At 58.9% G+C, this 17,754-nt stretch carries 11 protein-coding genes; 8 read left to right on the top strand and 3 right to left on the bottom strand.

The window, feature by feature from the left end:
* Positions 1–211: 211 nt before the first annotated feature.
* Entirely contained in the window at positions 212–4,297 is a 4,086-nt protein-coding gene (locus HY36_RS06480; RefSeq protein ID WP_162175955.1) for a translocation/assembly module TamB domain-containing protein, read from the bottom strand.
* A 26-nt stretch (positions 4,298–4,323) separates the two neighbouring features.
* Positions 4,324–6,159 (bottom strand): autotransporter assembly complex protein TamA, encoded by a 1,836-nt coding sequence (locus tag HY36_RS06475; protein ID WP_035550136.1) that lies wholly within the window; start codon positions 6,157–6,159, stop codon positions 4,324–4,326.
* Positions 6,160–6,378: 219 nt separating this feature from the next.
* On the opposite strand from HY36_RS06475, the gene HY36_RS06470 reads away from it, so the two are divergent.
* Positions 6,379–7,401: a calcium/sodium antiporter gene (locus HY36_RS06470; protein ID WP_035550133.1), complete on the top strand. Its 1,023-nt coding sequence runs from the start codon at positions 6,379–6,381 to the stop codon at positions 7,399–7,401.
* Position 7,402: 1 nt separating this feature from the next.
* A complete protein-coding gene (gene queF, locus HY36_RS06465) occupies positions 7,403–7,870 on the top strand; it encodes a preQ(1) synthase (RefSeq protein ID WP_035550130.1) in 468 nt (155 codons plus the stop codon).
* On the opposite strand, the gene HY36_RS06460 is transcribed toward queF, so the two are convergent.
* Positions 7,867–8,496, bottom strand: a complete 630-nt coding sequence (locus HY36_RS06460; RefSeq protein ID WP_035550199.1) for a nitroreductase family protein — start codon at positions 8,494–8,496, stop codon at positions 7,867–7,869. The genes queF and HY36_RS06460 overlap by 4 nt on opposite strands.
* Positions 8,497–8,631: 135 nt before the next feature.
* Between HY36_RS06460 and HY36_RS06455 the strand changes: the two genes are divergently transcribed.
* The 6 genes from HY36_RS06455 to HY36_RS17720 all read left to right on the top strand — a co-directional run bounded on the left by HY36_RS06455 (position 8,632) and on the right by HY36_RS17720 (position 17,714).
* A complete protein-coding gene (locus HY36_RS06455; protein ID WP_051602566.1) occupies positions 8,632–9,342 on the top strand; it encodes a TetR/AcrR family transcriptional regulator in 711 nt (236 codons plus the stop codon).
* On the top strand, positions 9,339–10,523 hold the full coding sequence (locus tag HY36_RS06450; protein ID WP_051602565.1) for an efflux RND transporter periplasmic adaptor subunit: 1,185 nt from the start codon (positions 9,339–9,341) through the stop codon (positions 10,521–10,523). The genes HY36_RS06455 and HY36_RS06450 overlap by 4 nt, the downstream gene beginning before the upstream one ends.
* 5 nt (positions 10,524–10,528) lie before the next feature.
* Positions 10,529–13,648 carry an efflux RND transporter permease subunit gene (locus tag HY36_RS06445; protein WP_035550127.1) on the top strand — a complete coding sequence of 1,040 codons (3,120 nt, stop codon included), beginning with the start codon at positions 10,529–10,531 and terminating at the stop codon, positions 13,646–13,648.
* A 70-nt stretch (positions 13,649–13,718) separates the two neighbouring features.
* The gene (gene cysE, locus HY36_RS06440) at positions 13,719–14,531 is read left to right on the top strand and encodes a serine O-acetyltransferase (RefSeq protein ID WP_035550192.1); all 813 of its coding nucleotides are present in this window, start codon (positions 13,719–13,721) and stop codon (positions 14,529–14,531) included.
* Between the two features lie 204 nt (positions 14,532–14,735).
* Entirely contained in the window at positions 14,736–15,881 is a 1,146-nt protein-coding gene (locus HY36_RS17725; RefSeq protein WP_162175954.1) for an OmpA family protein, read from the top strand.
* 30 nt (positions 15,882–15,911) lie between these two features.
* Positions 15,912–17,714, top strand: a complete 1,803-nt coding sequence (locus HY36_RS17720) for a hypothetical protein (RefSeq protein ID WP_051602563.1) — start codon at positions 15,912–15,914, stop codon at positions 17,712–17,714.
* The last annotated feature ends 40 nt before the right edge of the window (positions 17,715–17,754 follow it).

Genomic DNA, 17,754 nt, shown 5'->3' with positions numbered 1-17,754 from the left:
GTTTTCGCGCAAAGGGTGTTATAGCAAGATTGCCGTTACCCCCAAAAATGTAATGCGCGGAGACTTACGTATTACGCTCCGATTATGAATCCAATACTGAACTGCTTTGGGGTTTGAAAAAACCCATATAAAGCAGCGCTTTGTGTAATTCGTTTAATCCATGATAGGGCGCAGCGGTCGCCACCATAGGTGGATTAAACTTGCGTAACGATCAGTAATCTTTTTTCCACTTTATAGAGAGCCTTGCCTCTCCGTCTGTAGTAGTTTCTGAAGTAACCGAGACTTGAGGTCTTGGCTCCCACTCAACCTCAACGGAACTTCCTGCCGCGCCTGCTGAGTTTAACTCGAGATATACATCCTCCGCGATGTATTGTCCCACACCTACTTGGGCGGCTCCTTCTTCACTCGTGCCAAACGACAAGCGGTCTACGCCCAACGCTGCCTGGAGCTCGGAGGTCGGGTCGAATCCCGTGCTATTGCCACTCAGTTGCGCGATTGAATTGGCCAATTGCGCTGCTTCGAGTGCGGACAGGTCGACCGATGAGCGGCCAAAGAGCAGGCGGGAAAGAATCTCGTCTTCCGGCAAGTCCGGTGTGCTGCTCAATTCGATGTCGGGTCGCATCGGTGAGCCGGTTAAAGCGACCGTCGCTTCAAAACCGTTGACGCTTCGCTCGGCTTCGATGTCCAGTCGCGCGCGTTGGATGGGCCCATCGAAGTAAACTGTCCCACTGTCAAAGACGAATGGGCGGCCAGCTAGGGCAAGTGTTCCGCGTCGCATACTGGCGCGTCCGTTAAGTTGCGGGTCAGCTGCCGTTCCGGTCAGTTTCAGGTTGGCGCTCCACTCACTTTCAAGGCCGCGCCCGTCGATATAGACACGCCGGTCAGCTGCGATGGCCAGATCGAGCGCCAGGGACTGGCGGAATTCGCTTTCGCCGGCTGCGAACTCGCCGTCTTCCATCCATCGTACGTCAATCGCTTGGGCTTTCGATGAGGGAAGATTGTCGAGATTGAATTCTGCCGATTCGATGTCCAGCTTGCCATTCACTGTGCGAGATACTGCGTCTCCGGTTAGCGAAATGTCGCCATCCGCTCGCAAAGAGTCGCCGTCGCGATTGTAGAGCAGCAGATCCGAAAACTCGGTCTCGAGACTTGTGTTGTCATTAGACAACGCTCCCAGGATCTTGGCGGAGCCGCCGTCCGCGCCGTCGCCTGATCCATTCAGTCGTAGCTCATTGTCGCCATATGCCGCTTCGAGACTCAAATTCACGAGCCGAAGACTGGTTGCGCCAAATTCGTAGATGCCATCGCTCAAATCCGCGTGGGCGCTGAATTGCGGAGATTTGAGTGGTCCACTGAGGCTGGCTGATGCGTCGATTATTCCGCCGATGTCGTGACCATAGGCAAGTGCGAGGGATCGCAGATCCGATAGATCTCCATTGAGGTTGGCGGTTCCTTCTACCGGGGCGTCCATATTGAGATGCGCAATCCCGTCCGGATTGGCGGATACGGGCAATGAAGCGGCGCCAGCGAGTCGAAGGGCCCCATAATCCCCGGCCCCTTCAATCGTCAGGGCCTGGCCGCGCAACTGTCCGACCAGTTCGATGGCAAGGGACCGTTCCAGGCCGGGGAGCGGCCCTTCAACTTCCATGTCAAACTGACCTTCCGGGTTCGCGCCGAATAGCAGGAAGTCGCCACGGCCATTCACCATCACGCGCCGGGTGGCTATGCCTGCCGACGCCATCACGGGGGCCAGGTCGACGTTTGCGATCTCGAACTTCATTCGGGGCGTGCGCGTGTCTTCCTCAATGCGGGCTTCAATCGATCCGCCGAACATTGCGAGGTTCGCCTCGATGGATGGCGTGTCTCCCAAGCGCCAGCTGACAGGCTGGACCGAACGAACTGCTTCGCCAAGCAGTGTGCCATCCAGCTCGATCTGGCCGCTTGGATAATTGGCTGCGAAGTCTGCTGATCCAAGCATGTCCAGTGATGTCGGCCGGGCATCATGGTCTCGTTCGATTTGAACGGCGAAATTGTATCCTTCCGGAGCGTTTTGGATCTTCCCTGTTACGGAATCGAAGCGCAATGAAGGGGATAGCCAGACGTCACGCACGTCGCCAGATGCGACGATTGAAGTGTCTTCCTCTGGAGGGCGCCGAATTTGAACGGCGACATTGAACAGGCCCACTTGTCGAGACTCAAATGCGAATCTGTCTCCGGTGGCATTCAGGTTCATGTCGAGCCCAATGTCCCCTCCGTAAACCAGCGATCCGCTGAGTTGGGCGGTGTCGTATCTGGATGATATGTTCCGGAGTGCGAACACGCTATCGGCCCAAGAGGCGGTGGCGTTCACCGCGACAGGCTGCTGTCCCATCTGGCCTGCCAGCTCAACCGGCCCCGCCCAGGAATTGTCCTCATTCTGCAACTCGATCGTTGTCTCAAGGCCTTCAATCTCAACACTGTCCCGCGCGAGGCGGCCACCGGAAGATGCGAAGTGAACTGCGTCAATGCCATTCGAGCCGGTCAGTCGGACTGTGCCGGTGCCAAGCTGTATCTGCGTGCCAGAGATCGAAAGCGCGTCACTTTGCGCGAGCTGGACTACCAGATCGGTCGCGTCGCTTGCTGCAAACTTGCCTGAGCCCGTTGCGCTGAGATTGCTCCCGTCGAGCGATGCGGAGCGAACGACAAACGTCTGCCCCTTTTTCTGAATGTCACCTCGCAGCCGGGCAGATGCACCCAGCGCGTCGACGGCGATTGCGTTCAGAGCATCAATATTCTGGATGCGGAGATCTGCTGAAATGTTTGGTGCGTCGAATGTGCCGTTCAGCGCAAGAACGCCGCCCGCGGAAAGGTTCGGGGCAGTTGAGAGCAGTCCCGAGACATTTTGCAGTTTGACCTGCAGGTCGAGTGTCTTGTCTCGAGTGGATACGTTTCCACTGGCATCCGCCCTGCCGCGCTCGAGCTGAGCTGTGGAGGGAGACAAGCTCAGTTCGCCAGAAGTCCGGTCGTATTCCCCAGCTACCTGCATACTTGGCGTCTTCCCCAGAATTCGCAAGGCCGTTTTGTTCGACTTCAGAATACCTTTGCCGGCCAATTGTCCTTCAAATTTAATTGTCTGCTCGTTCGAGCGAATCTTCACCGGCCCGCTAATCTGGTCAAACGGGAGGTCGGATCCATCGCGGCGATTCAGAATCGCGTCGCCTGACATTGTCGGTATCCCCAGCGGGTCTGCTAGCTGGCCTGTGAAAGTCAAGTCTGCGGAAAAGTCAGTAAGCGTCTCAAAACCTGTAAAGGAAAGATCAAGATTGAGTGGGCCATCAAGATCACGTTTGTCACTCCGATAAGTGCCGTTGGCGGACAGTGTGCCTGAGGCAACGTTCGCCGATAGCTCGAAAGGTGCCTTTTTCTTTCCGGTTTCGGCGTCCAGCGTGACACGCGCGGATTGTCCGACAAGTTGTCTTACCCGGTCTGATACGGGCAACCGCTCGGCGTTGATGGTTGTGTTGGCGCGCAGCTTGCCATCGGTGATCTTGGCGGTGAGTTCGGCGACTGTCGCATCTGACAGTTTCAGTTCAGCAAAGCCATCACCGGATTCCAGCGTGCCGCTGGCGCGCGCGATGAGGGTGGCGTTTTCGCCTTCTGGCAGATTGGTGAGGGTGGCGATCGTTCCGCCGGCTGGTGCTTCGATGTCCGCATCGATGCGAAAGGCCCCCGAGGCGTTGCGCGTCAGGCGCGCGTCTATCCTGTCTCCAGCGCCTTCAAGGGGCAGGGCGGTGAGCGCGAGTTCAAACGTCCGCGTTTTTGGTAGGCTGAAATTGCCATCAATTTCAAAGGCCGCCTTAGGGCCTGCGACGCCTTCCTGTAGTAATAACTCGTCAATCGCCAGCGTATCGAGCGACACTGCCCAATTGCTGGAGCCGGAAGAGTTCTGTTCATCGCGTCGGCTGAGGATCGGGCGACGGATGACATTGATCCTGTCCGCCCCTATCAGGTCCAGCTTCACTGTTCGGGATACGAGACGCGCGGGCGACCAGGCAAGGTCTATGCCTTCGGCGGTGAGCCATACGCCGTCGTCATCTGATATGGTCAGACATGCAACAGACATCTGGTCCAGCGGATCTCCGCGCAGCCCATCAATTTCTACTGTTCCAAGTGGCCCGGCTTCTCGACCATCAATCTGTGCCTCCAGAAAAGCGCGACCACCGTTGGAGGCAATCCAGATGCGTGCGGCAATCAGAATTGTGCACAGGACGAGCAAGACTGACAGCGCCGCCATCAGCCAGCGACGTCTACGGACCATGCCAAGAAGGGAGTGAAACGCTGCCATCAGAACGCCTGTCCGATAGATACGTAGATTTGCACGGGGTCGTCACCGTCGCGGCGATCCAGAGGTGTTGCAATGTCAAACCGTACTGGACCGAAACCTGGGTAGAAGCGCACGCCGAAGCCGACCGACGTTCGCATCTCGCCGATGGCTTCATCCACAGAGCCGGCCGCAGAGCCGGAATCGACAAAGGCCACATAACCCCAACGTTCTGATTTGCGCCAGCGAAGCTCGGCTGATGCGGCGAACATCGCGTCACCTCCGATGATGTTTCCGTCTGCGTCGGTCGGGGAAAGGGACTGATACTCAAAGCCACGGACAGAGCCGCCGCCACCCGCATAGAATTTGCGATCGACCGGTACATCGTCTTCGCCGAGGAACGTCCCGGCCTCTGCGCGCACAGCGGCAACCAGCCGCTCCGAGATCTTGTGATAGGTTGACGCCGAACTTGTGATCCGCGTGAAGGGCGCTTCGCTATCGCCGACAGAGACGCCGGGCTCGACGCCAAGCGAAACACGATTGCCGGATTGAGGGTCCAGCGGTCGTTTCACCGTGTCGTAGGTTGCGCCTAGCGGGAAAGAGAAGGTGACCTGCTCCTCATAATCGTCCTCGCCGGCAGCGCGCAGTTCGTAATCCGTCGAGCGCGTCGCATCGATGGTTGCGCCCGCAGATAGCGTGAAGTGGTCGTTGAACGGTTGCGACAGGCTTGCCGTGGCGCTGATGCCCTGCAGGTCGTAGGCATCTGTTTCTTCTGCGCGGATGCCTGTCTCTGCAGAAAAGTCGCGACCATACCTGCCAATATTGGGACGGTTATAGCTCAGTGTCAGACCACTTGTGAGAGTCGCGATCTGCGCATCGACACCGAGCGTGTCGCCAACGCCGGTTAGATTGCGGCGTTCCCAACTCGCTGTGGCGCCGACCCCTTCAGATGTTGAAACGCTGATACCTGCGCCGATGGATCGGCGCTTGCCTTCGGACAATTGCAGCTCAACGGGATGTAATCCATCCGCCGCCGGATCTTCCTGGATCTGGACGCCAATACCATCAAACAGTCCGGTCCCGCGTATGCGGGTGCGAAGCGTTTCCACCTTTTCCGGAGTGTAGTAGTTGCCGAGTTCCCAATTGCGAAGAATTTCAATCGAGCGATCTTTCGTCTCCAGGCCTTCCGGAATGATCAGTTCGCCGAGTTGGACGCGTGGTCCCGGAACGAGTTGGTAGGTCAGCTCCAGCGTTTTGTCGGCGCGGGAGGCAAGCGCGTCGATGCCTTCGCTTTCCGCGAAGGCATACCCTTCACGACGGAGCTCAGTGACGAGCCGTCGCTCCAATTCCTCAATGTCAGTGGTTACGGCCCATGTGCCGATACCCAGTTCATCAGAGGCGATGCTCAGCTTGTCCAGAACGTCAGCTGGTAAAGTCTCCGTACCAGACAGGTTTATCTCGGCGATGGTGAAGCGCTCGCCAACGTCCACGTCGAGCTGGGGACGCATATCCATGTCTTCCACAAGGTCCGGGCTGACCACCGCCATGAAGTAACCTTCGGACGCGAGATATTCTTCCAGGGCGCTGGCGGCCTGGGTTGCGCGGCGCCTTACGTCCAGCAGGCTGGTTGGTTCGCCTGCGCGGATCTCGACGGATTTGAGCGCGCCGCTTTCCAGTTGTTTCGGTACACCCTCGATTGTGACCGGAATCGTCGTGTTGCCTGAGCCGGTCGTTTCGTCATTATCAGTGAATGGAAGATAGGCGCAGGCAGGGGCCAGGCTGAGCGCCAGGCAGCAGACAGCGATCCTGCCGAAAGGCGGGGCTGAATTCTGCGCGGGGCGGATCGCCCGATTTACCATCTTCCGTGTGATCCTTGCGTATCCATTGAGATATGTGCGCCATCGAGCTGAGTGTACGGTGAACAAGATTGCTGAAATTTGTCGCGCCTCCCCGGATATCTGCTTTTTTGTACGTTTGGGCGGTCGGAAGGGTCCTCGAAAATCTCAGCATGGGTCAGATTGCGCTCGTATTCGTGGTTTACCATATTCAAGGCTTCATTCTTTCCCACGGGGATTTTCATGACATATCTGATGGTTCTGGGCGGCCTCATTCTCTTGTTCATAGGGGGTGAAGGGCTGGTTCGCGGATCCGTGAGCGTTGCGCGAAAGCTCAACATTTCCGAACTCGTGATCGGGCTGACGCTGGTTGGCTTCGGCACATCGGTTCCTGAGTTGGTCACCAGCTTGCGAGCCATCAGTGAAGGCGCGGTGGGGATCGCTGTCGGAAACGTTGTCGGCTCCAATATCGCGAATGTCCTTCTTGTTCTGGGCGTAGCGGCCGTTATTCATCCAATCATCACCAACCCGCGGGCTCTGATGCGGGATACGTCCATCATGGTGATCATGACGGCTGTGCTGTGTACATTGATCTGGTTTGATTTGTTCTCGCGCCTTGCCGGCTTCGTACTGGTCGCCGCATTGCTGGCCTATATCGCCTTCTCGCTGATCGCTGATCGGACTGCGGGCGACAAGGCGGCGGACATGCATGCGGAGGAGGGCGAAATCGTCGAGGCGAACTATGGCATTCTTCTCGGCATTCTCATCGCGGTTGCGGGCCTGGCAGGCGTCGTCATCGGGGCAAAGCTGCTGGTTGATGGCGGTGTCATCATCGCGCGGGAGTTTGGCATCAGCGAGACAGTTATTGGTCTCTCGATTGTCGCTATCGGCACCAGCCTGCCTGAACTTGCCACATCGGCTATAGCGGCGTTCCGGGGCAAGGCGGATGTCGCGCTCGGCAACATCATTGGTTCGAACATCTTCAATATTCTCGGCATTCTGGGCGTAACGGCACTGGTGCATCCATTCAGTGTGCGCGGCGTACCGACCGGCGATGTAACGACAGATGCGATGTCGTCCGGAATCAGCCACAGCCTGATCAGTGTTGGCGATATTGCGGCTCTGCTTCTGTCTGTCGCGCTGATGGTGGTCTTTGCGATTTCCGGCAAGCTGGTTGCGCGCTGGGAGGGAGCGGTTCTCCTTTTCGCATATGCGCTCTATATGGGGCTGACCTTCAATCTCATTCCCGTACCGGCGATCCTTTAATATGGCTGACAATCCGATCTATCAGGGGCTGGGCCAACTCGGCCAGCAAACCGACCAACCGCAAAGCCCCGAGACAGCAGAGCTCGAGCGGGTGGCAAATCCGCATGCCGACACGCTCTATCTCACGCGCTTTGTTGCGCCGGAATTCACGTCCCTGTGTCCGGTCACGGGCCAGCCCGATTTCGCGCACCTTGTCATCGACTACGCGCCGGGTGATTGGCTGGTCGAATCCAAGAGCCTCAAGCTCTACCTGACCAGCTTCCGCAATCATGGCGCGTTTCACGAGGAATGCACGGTGTCTATCGGCAAGAAGATTTTTGACTTCACCGAGGCGAAGTGGCTGCGCATTTCCGGATACTGGTATCCGCGCGGCGGCATTCCGATTGATGTGTTCTGGCAGTCCGGCGAGGTGCCAGCCGGGCTCTATGTGCCCGACACCGGCGTCGCTTCTTATCGCGGTCGGGGCTAGCGCGACCAGCGCGTGACGATATCCGCCATGCAGGCGCGTCCACGTTCGGGTGGGTCGATCTTTGATGTGCCGAGATAGATAAACCCGGCGACGCGCTCTTTACCAGTGAGGCCGAGTGCTTCGGCGACCTGCTTGTCAAAGGCTGGCCATTCGCTGAGCCAGGCGCCCGCCCAGCCGCTGGCATTGGCGGCGAGCAGCAAATTGTAGCACACGGCCCCAGCGGACAATTCCTGTTCCCAAATTGGGGTACGCCCATCTTCCTTTGGTGAGGAAATGACGGCCACCACGGTTGGTGCGCGCAGGAACAGACCTGCGGCCTCCATCAAATCCTGTGACTCTGCATCTTCCAGGGTCTCGCCCCGAATGCGCGCCAGTTCCTGGCCAAAGTCGGCCCGCGCGTCGCCTTCGAACACGATGAAACGCCAGGGCGTCAGCTTGCGGTGATCCGGTACGCGAGCGGCGATCTCCAGCAACTCGTCCAGCGCGTCTGGCGTTGGGCCGGGTTCGGAGATGAAATGTTTTCCCGCCGAACGTCGCCGGGCCAGCAATTGCCGCGCCTCCGCGCTTGGGCGTGTTGCCAGCATTGGGGTTCCGATGGCGGGGGCGGGGGGGAATCGCTTTGTCATGGCGGCAACATAGGCTCGCGTGAGGCCCACTTAAAGCCGCCTGTTAACAATTGCCGTCTTGAGCTTGGGCCCCGAAAAGCGTACAAGAGTGAACAGTGTTCACTTTCTGAACGCTTTGCACGAAGATTGGGTCAAATGCAGACAGATGACGCCCCTGAAGAGACGCCAGCCGACCGTCGTCGGTCGCGCGTGCGGGAGTCCATCATCTCGGCCGCCGAGCGCGTGTTTGCCAAGGAGGGGGAGGAAGGTTTGTCGATCCGCCGTTTGGCGGACGAGATCGATTATTCGCCCTCTGCGATCTACAAATATTTCGGGTCCAAGGAAGAACTCATTGATGAGTTGAAGGAGGCGTTCTTCGAGCGGCTCCTGGAAAAGGTCGACAACAGTTCCAGCGCCGACCGTCCGTTTCTCGAGCGTGCAAAAGCGTGTGTCGCAACATATGTCGAAACCGCGGTGACACGCCCTTTCCACTACGCGGCCGCATTTTCCAGCATTCAGAATGATCTGCCTGAAAATGGTGCCGGAATTCTGTCGTGGGACGGGTTTGTGGCGTCGCAGAAAGGGCAGGCTTTCGGTGTGCTGATCAGCATGGTGCGCGAAGGGCAGGAACTTGGCGTGTTCGACCCGGCGCTGCACCCGGTCATCGCGGCGAAGTCTCTTTGGGCCGGGTCGCATGGACTTGCGCAATTATTGATCCACGTTCCAAAGTTCCATCAACTCGTGCCGGACGAAACGCCCATGTCGGCAACTGATTTCATAGAATTCCACGCAAGCCTGCAGATCCGCAGCCTGCTGAAACCCGCAGTCGCGAGTGAAAACGGCGACCTCTCAGGACAAGCAACATGACAGAGACAAACCCGCATATCGGAGATGTGTCGCGCGACAAGCGACCGACAGCCATCAAGGGGCTGATCTTCATGCTGATCCTGGTGGTGGTCTGCGTCGGTCTTGTGCTCGCGGCGACGCGCCTGCGCAGCGAAGAAGGGCCGAAGATTGCCAAGGCTGCTCCTATACCGATGACCGTTCAGGTCGCGCCGGTCGAATTGGTCACGGCTTTCACATTGAACGAGGCCTATTCCGGTCTTGCCGAAGCCAGACGCAACAGCGCGCTTGGCTTCTCGACCGGTGGTCGGATTGAATCGATTGCTGTGGATGTTGGCGACCGTGTCCAGCGCGGCAGCATCCTTGCCAGTTTGGATACGCGCGGCCTGCGTGCGCAACTGGCTTCGGCGAATGCCGTGGTTGAAGAGGCGCGCGCGGCGCATTCGCTTGCCATGAGTACGGTCGAGCGCCAACGCAAACTGAAGATGCAGGGGCATGTTTCCCAGCAAGCGGTGGATGAAGCTGAGGCGCAGGCAGATACGGCGCTCGCGCGTGTTGAAGCAGCCAAGGCGCAGGCAGACATTTACCGCGTGCAGATAGACCTGTCTCGCATCACAGCACCTTTCGATGGCGTGGTGACTTCCCGCATGGCGGACGAAGGTACCATTGCCGGGGCTGGCCAGCCTGTGCTGGACCTGGTCGAGGCGGGGCATCTGGAAGCTCGCATCGGACTGCCTGCCAACAGCGCCGCCCGCCTGACACCTGGCGAGACCTATGATCTCAAGACCGATGTTGGAACAGTCGAGGCCATTTTGCGCAGTGTCACCGGCGTGATCGATCCGGCGCAGCGCACTGTCGCAGCCGTTTTTGAAATCGAGAACAAGGGGCAGGTTGCGTCAGGAACTGTTGTGCGCCTGACGATGCAGAGAGACATTGATGAGCCGGGCTTCTGGGTGCCGGTCAAATCTTTGTCTACCGCGTCGCGCGGACTATGGTCGATCTATGTAGCGGAGCCGAGCGGGTCGGGCTGGAAGGTCGCCACCCGTCCGGTAGAAATGGTGCATACGGATGGGGATCGCGCCTTTGTTCGCGGCGCTGTCGAAGAAGGTGAGCGGGTCATAACCGATGGTTTGCAACGCATCGTGCCGGGTTTGCCGGTTGAGCCGCGCGACGTGCACCGTGCTGCTGCCGTGAATGGTGGCTAAGTCTCATGTCGACGCTTTTCTTCAAACTGCCGCGCCTTGCCATACTCGCGATCCTGGTTGTCCTGATCGGTGGGCTTGGCGCGATGCTGACGCTGGGGCGTCAGGAAGACCCGACCCTGATCGAGCGCTATGGCTTTGTGCTGACGCCATATCCCGGCGCGGACGCTGAACGGGTTGAGGCGCTCGTCACGGAACCTGTCGAAGCGGCTCTCATGGAGTTGGCCGAGATTGAAGACGTGACATCCACCAGCCGCGCGGGCTTTTCACAGGTGCGGATCGAGATCCGGGAAGACCTGACTGAAGGCGAGGTCGATGACACTTGGACGCTGATCCGGGGGCAAGTGGAAGAGGCGCAGGCCCAATTCCCATCTGGCGTCGGATCGCCTGAGGTTGAAAGACTGTATGTGGGCGCTGCGACGTTGGTCGTTGGTCTGACCTGGACAGGCGAGGGAGAGCCTCCCCTTGCTGTCATGCGCCGGCTTGTACTGGACCTCGAAGACAAATTCCAACGCCTTGGTGGCACCGAGGAAACGGAAACCTACGGTTTGCCAGAAGAAGAAGTTCGTGTGGTCGTCGATCCGCAGGCATTGTCGGCAGCGGGGCTGTCTTTCCGTGAGGCCGCGGGCCTTATCGCGTCGGCCGATAGCAAAACACCAGCTGGTCGCCTACGCGGGCAGGGTGGCACAATCGGCCTCGAGGTCGGCGGTGAGTTTGATGGCATCTCGCGCGTGCGCCAGGTGCCGCTTCTGCAGCGGCCTGACGGCTCGGCCGTCCGCGTGGCGGATGTCGCACGGGTGGAGAAGGGGTATGCTGATCCGTCCACCAAGCAGGCCTATGAAAACAATCTTCGGACTGTGCTAGTCGGCGTTTATATCTCGCCTGGACAGCGCGTGGACAAATGGGCAGAAAGCGCCCGCGCTATCGCCGATGAATTCGCGGCGTCAGCGCCACCGGGGCTGAAAGTAGAGACTGTATTTGATCAGAGTCTCTACACAAATGATCGCCTGAACGGCCTGGCGCAAAGCCTGTTATTCTCGGCCTTTATCGTTGTGCTCGTCCTGTTCGTGACGATGGGGTGGCGGTCCGCCATCGTTGTTGGCATGGCCATTCCGCTTACGGTCAGCCTGGTGCTGATCCTGTTCAGCGTATTCGGCCACCCGCTCCACCAGATGTCTGTGACGGGGCTCGTCATCTCACTTGGCTTGTTGATCGATAACGCCATCGTTGTGGTCGACGAGTTCGACCAATTGCGCGCCAAGGGCAAGAACCGTTTCGAGGCTATTCGGGAAAGTCTGGGTCACCTTGCCGCGCCGCTTGCCGCGTCGACATTGACCACAGCGCTTGCCTTTGCGCCCATCGCCCTGTTGCCGGGCGGCGCAGGCGAGTTCGTTGGCATGATCGGCCTGTCAGTTGTGTTCGCGATCTCCGCATCTTTCCTCATCTCCATTACCGTGATCCCGGCGATGGCCGGCTGGTTCGACCGCAAGCGCGGCTGGGAGACTGGCCACGCAAAACGCCCGCGCCGCTGGTGGCGGGACGGCGTGATGAACGACTATATTTCGGATGGCTACCGCGCCTCCATCGAGGCCATTTTGCGCTTCCCGCTGCTGGGCATCGCGATTGGTGTGGCCCCGGCCATATTCGGTTTCTGGCTCGTCGGGCAGTTGCCATCCCAATTCTTTCCGCAAACGGAGCGCGACCAGTTTCAGGTGACGTTCCAATTGTCGGCCGAGGCAGACATTCATGACACCGTCGATGTGGTTCATCGCGCCACCGACATGATCAGTGCCATTGAGGGTGTTGAAGATGTAACCTGGGTGCTCGGCCAGCCTTCGCCGCGTGTCTACTATAATGTTCTCAACAATACGGAAGGCGTTGAAGGCTTTGCGACAGGTTGGGTGCAGCTCGATTCAAATGAGCGCACGCATGAGATTGTCGGCGAAGTCCAGCGCATGGTGCGGGAGGAGTTTCCAAGTGCGCGCTTCCTGGCGCTGCCATTCGAGCAGGGCCCCCCCGCTGACGCACCGATCGAGTTGCGCGTCATGGGGAATGATTTTGATACTCTGGACATGATTGGCGACGAAATTCGCAACGTTCTCGGACAAACACCCGGCATCACCTACACGGTCGCGTCATTGGAATTGGGCGCGCCCACGATGCGCCTGCAGGCTGACGAAGCCGCATCGGCTCTCGCTGGTGAACGCCTGACCGATATCGCCGCAGACCTGAGCGCGGAACTCGAAGGCGTGCGGGCTGGCTCTGTGCTGGAGGGGACGGAAGAGTTGCCGGTAAAAGTGATTGCGCCGATGTCGCGCAGGTCTGGGATGACGGACTTGCGATCAGCCACAGTTGGCACTGGCTCTGGTACGCCGATTTCTGCCTTGGGCGAGGTGACGCTTGTGCCCGAAACCGCGGTGATCACGCGCCGCAATGGCCAGCGCATGAACCAGATTCTCGCCTATCTGGATCCATACACGCTGCCAGCACCTGTGCTTGCGGACTATCAGGCGCGGTTTGAGGAAACCGGGTTTCATGTTCCCGCTGGATATGAGGTCGTGATTGGAGGCGAAGCAGAGAATTCCAGCGACGCTGTTGGCAATCTCGCCGCTGTCGGTGTCCCACTCGTCATGGTGATGGCCGGGGCGATCATGCTGGTGTTCAATTCGTTCCGCATGATGCTGCTGGTGCTGGCGTCAGGATTTCTCTCGCTTGGCTATGCCTTCTTTGGGGTGTGGTTATTCAATCTGCCGTTCGGCTTCAATGCCATCATCGGCGGCCTTGGCCTGTTCGGCATTGCGATCAACGGCTCTATCGTCGTTCTGTCATTGCTCAGGGCGAATCCGGCTGCAATGGCGGATGACGTGATTGCCCAACGTGAAGTTGTCGTGGATGCGACGCGCCATATTGTGGCGACGACATTGACGACAATGGGAGGCTTTGTGCCGATCCTGCTGACGGGGGATTCCTTCTGGATGCCTCTGGCAGCGGGAATCTCCGGCGGGGTCAGTGGATCCGCGCTTCTGGCGCTGTATTTCACGCCGGCCGTATTCCGCATCACGACCATGAAACCTGTGCAGAAAACGTTTCGCCGGATCTTTAACCGTCAGGAAATACCCGCCGAATAGGGCAGGTCAAAGACTTGCACTTGGGCAAAAGTGGCCCATGTCGGAAAGACAGGCATTGGAAGGAAGAGATATGCCAGACAATCCGGATATCGGTGCACCCGCACCAGCCTGGAATCGCCTTCGCTTCGAAGCTCGCGCTGCGGCTGCGGACGAGCCTGCTCTGGCGAGCTATCTGAACTCTGCCATCCTGGCGCACTCAACCCTGTGTCAGGCGCTTTCCTTCCATCTCGCTGAAAAGCTGAAAAGCCCGGTCATGAGCACACAGCAGGTGCGCCAGATTCTCAGCGATACCTATGATTCCAACCATGCACTGGTCGAGGCCGCTGAAGACGACCTGCAAGCGGTCCTTGAGCGCGACCCTGCCTGCCGCGGCATGTTGCAGCCTTTCCTGTACTTCAAGGGTTTCCTTGCCCTTCAGACCTATCGCGTTGCTCATTCGCTCTGGCGTGAAGGGCGTGAAACGCTGTCCTTCCATTTCCAGAGCCGCGCTTCTGAATTGTTCGGCGTGGACATCCACCCAGCCGCCCGCATAGGGACGGCTGTCATGCTGGACCATGCGTCGGGCATCACGATTGGTGAAACGGCGATTGTCGGCGACGGGTGTTCATTGCTGCACGGTGTCACGCTCGGCGGAACCGGCAAGGAAGTGGGTGACCGCCATCCGAAGATCGGCAAGGGCGTGCTACTGTCCGTTGGGGCGAAGGTTCTCGGCAACATCCATATCGGTGACGAGGCCAAGGTCGCAGCGGGTAGTGTGGTGCTGAAAGACGTGCCAGCGAAGTGCACTGTGGCAGGCGTTCCGGCGCGAATTGTCAGCGGACCGTCCTGCTGCCATCCGGCAGAAACCATGGATCAGACGATTCCCGACGATATGGGCAAGTAAGTCCGCCGTTCGCGTGTCAGTTGACCGGCCTGAATACAAATCGCGCGACAGCTGAGTTTTTGCAGTAATTGACAGCAATATTGTCTCCAGCAACGTTTCATTTCGGGATCGGAATGTTGTTGCGGCCCTTTGTTTCGTTTAATATTTGACCCACGACCCGGTTTCGGGAGGGGTGTTTTTGGCGCGTGAACAGAGGGTGGCCGGTTGACCGACAGTAGCAGCACTGCAGGCCGGTTCATGCGCACGCGCAAGGTGCGGCGCGCTGAGGCAGAACGTTTGCCGTTTGTGCCCTACGCTGTGGTTCCTTTGGCCGCTCTGGGGCTCCTCCTTTTGTTCGCGATCTGGCCTTTTGCGTTTGGTGTGGTGCAGGCAACCGCCCAGCGGACCGCGTCGCAGGCGCTGGTTGAGGCTGATGCCAGCTGGGCCCGGTCTCGTGTCTCTGGCCAGTGGATCACGCTCGAAGGGCGTCCTCCCAGCCGTGAAGCCGCGGACGCTGCCGTCGACGCAGTGAGGAAAGCGCGCGCACCAGCCTTGTTCGGATCGGCTAGGCCGGTCACGCGCATTCGAGAAAATTTCGACTGGAGCCTTCTGGGTGAAGGTGCCGTTGGCCCCAATACGGATTGGTCGTTTCGTGTGGCTGATGGTGTGCTGACACTTGATGGCGATATGCCGAACACGGAAATTCGTCAGGAAGTCGTCGCAGCCGCTCGCACGAAAATAGACCCACCGCGCGTAATTTCCATTCAGGACAGTCTGTCGATCAATAACGAGCCCGTCGCCGATGGTTTCCTGGAAGTCGCCATGCGCGGCCTAAACACGGTGTCGAAGTGCGACCGCGGTGTATCTGCGTTTACCACGAACCGGTTTTCGCTTGATTGCGAGCTTCCGGGCGCCGAAGCCGCCGCCACACGCAAGCTTGCCCTGGAGCCGATCCCGTTAGGGGAGGTCGGGGCGATCAATGTCATCTCACGCGAAGCGGTCAGCTCCTGTGAAAGTTCACTTGAAGAATTGTTGGGCGATGCGCGCATTGAATTCCAGTCATCCAGCGCGGTGATCGGCGCATCAAGCGCTGGCCTGCTGGATGATGTCGCCGAAGCCGTGCGCGCATGCCCGGGATCTCTGCGCATCGCTGGCTATACAGACAGCACCGGTCTGCCGGAAACCAATCGCCAGCTCAGTCAGGCGCGCGCCGAAGCGGTGCGCAATGCACTGATCGCGCGGGGCGTGCCATCTGGCCGACTAGTCGCAACGGGGTATGGCGATGCCAGCCCGGTTGCGCCAAACTCCACTGCGGCAGGTCGCGCCCAGAACAGACGCATCGAGATTCGGGTGATCCGTGTCTCGGAATGAATTCCACCAGCTAGCCTGAAAGTAAACATCATGTGGTTTCTTCTCATCCAGATCTTGCTGCTCATGCTGCTTGCCGCGCTGGCGGGGGCAGCTCTGGTTTATTGGTGGATGCGCAATCGCTACGAGGACGTCACCGAGTCCTATGAAGAGCTGATGGAAAATAGCGCCATGTCGGAATTGCGTGCCGGCGTGACGCGTGACGATTTGCTGGCACACTTCGCCGCGATCGAGGAGCGGCTCTCTGCCATGCCTTCGCCGGTCACGCGGGATGAATTCCACGCCAACATCAACAGTCTGGGTGATCGTCTGAGAAACATTCCGACGCCAGACATTTCACCCGTGAATGCGCGTTTGGAGGCGATTGAAACCCGCCTTGCCGATAGCGGCTCAAGCTTTGACCCGGTTATCTCGCGGCTCGCTGATCTCGACATGGCTGTGGGCCAGTTGAAGAATACAGATCTGGACAGTCTGGAAGCCCGGCTGTCGCGCATCGAAGACAGTGTAAACGTGCTGGTCAATACAGAGCCACCGGCGATGCCACAAATGCCTGAGATACCAGCATTTCCGGAGATTCCTGAAGTTGATCTCGGCCCAATCCATAGCGGCCTTGCGCGCCTTGAACTTGCACTCGAGAATCTTGATGTGCCGGTTACGGATCTTGATCCGATCCGCGGGGATTTTGGCCAGATGGAAGCCCGTCTCGCCGAATTCGCCGAGCGGCTGGATGCCCAGCGCAAGGCTGACAATGAGAGCATGACCATCCGTCTGCAAACACTGTCTTCGTCTCTTGCCTCGCTGCGTGTGCCGGATGTGGACAGCCTGCGCGACCGCCTTGCCAAGCTTGAAACCGCGATCAGCCAGATCACTGTGCCGGACGTGGATCTCGGCCCGGTCACGGAAACCTTGCGCCAGATCGAACGCGACCTGAAGACTTCGCCGGATCATGTCCGCGTTACGCATAACAAGCTGGCCGATCTGGAAGGCGGTACGGCCGCCCTCCATTCGAAGCTCGCTGCACTTGAGGCCCATGTCGCCAGTATGGATCGTGGACCTGTGGACCTGTCACCACTGCAGGCACGCCTTGCGACACTCGATTCCGCGCTGGCAACGATGCGCGTCGACATTCAGTCCACATCCGACACATCCGACACATCCTCGCTTGAGCGCCGTCTGGCCACGCTGCAGGAGATGGTGGTCGGGCTTCAGGATCCCGACATGTCGGCAATCACGAACTCGCTCCGCAAGATGGAGGCGCGCCTCAATATGGCGGCGGTCGAAGACCGGCTGACTTCAATCGAGTACGGTATGGCGGCGATGCATCACATGGTGCGTACGCTTCAGGAAACCGCCTATTCGCGCACAGATATTGATTATTCTCAGCGCGTTCCGCTGTCCCAGGCGCAATTCACGCAAACCACAACGACAACGGAAACTCCGGCGACTCCCCCGCCACCACCACCTCCGCCGCCGCCTCCGGCCCCACAACCGGAGACGACCACGACCGTCCACAAGATCGAGATCATTCGCGGCCAGGACCCTGTTCGTCAGGCCATGCGCCCGGATGACCAGGCCAATTTGCTGGTCGAAGCGGCCTTCGGGGAGGAAGACGATCTTGAGCGCGTGAACGGTATTGGTCCGATGCTGGCTGAATTGCTGAATGAGATCGGCGTCTATTATTTCTGGCAGATTTCGGAATGGGGCCCTGACGAGATCCAGTGGGTCGATGACAAGCTGGAACATTTCAAGGGCCGTATCCTGCGCGATGACTGGGTCGGACAGGCCAAGGTTCTCGCGCTGCTCCCCGAAACAGCAAACCGCCCGCAAAGCGGCTGATTCAGGCTTCACAGCTGAAGGGCAGGCTTGCCCCCTTTTC

The organism is Hyphomonas atlantica corrig. (assembly GCF_000682715.1).
Taxonomy (GTDB): Bacteria; Pseudomonadota; Alphaproteobacteria; order Caulobacterales; family Hyphomonadaceae; genus Hyphomonas; species Hyphomonas atlantica.
This window is presented reverse-complemented; position numbering and strand designations above follow the sequence as displayed.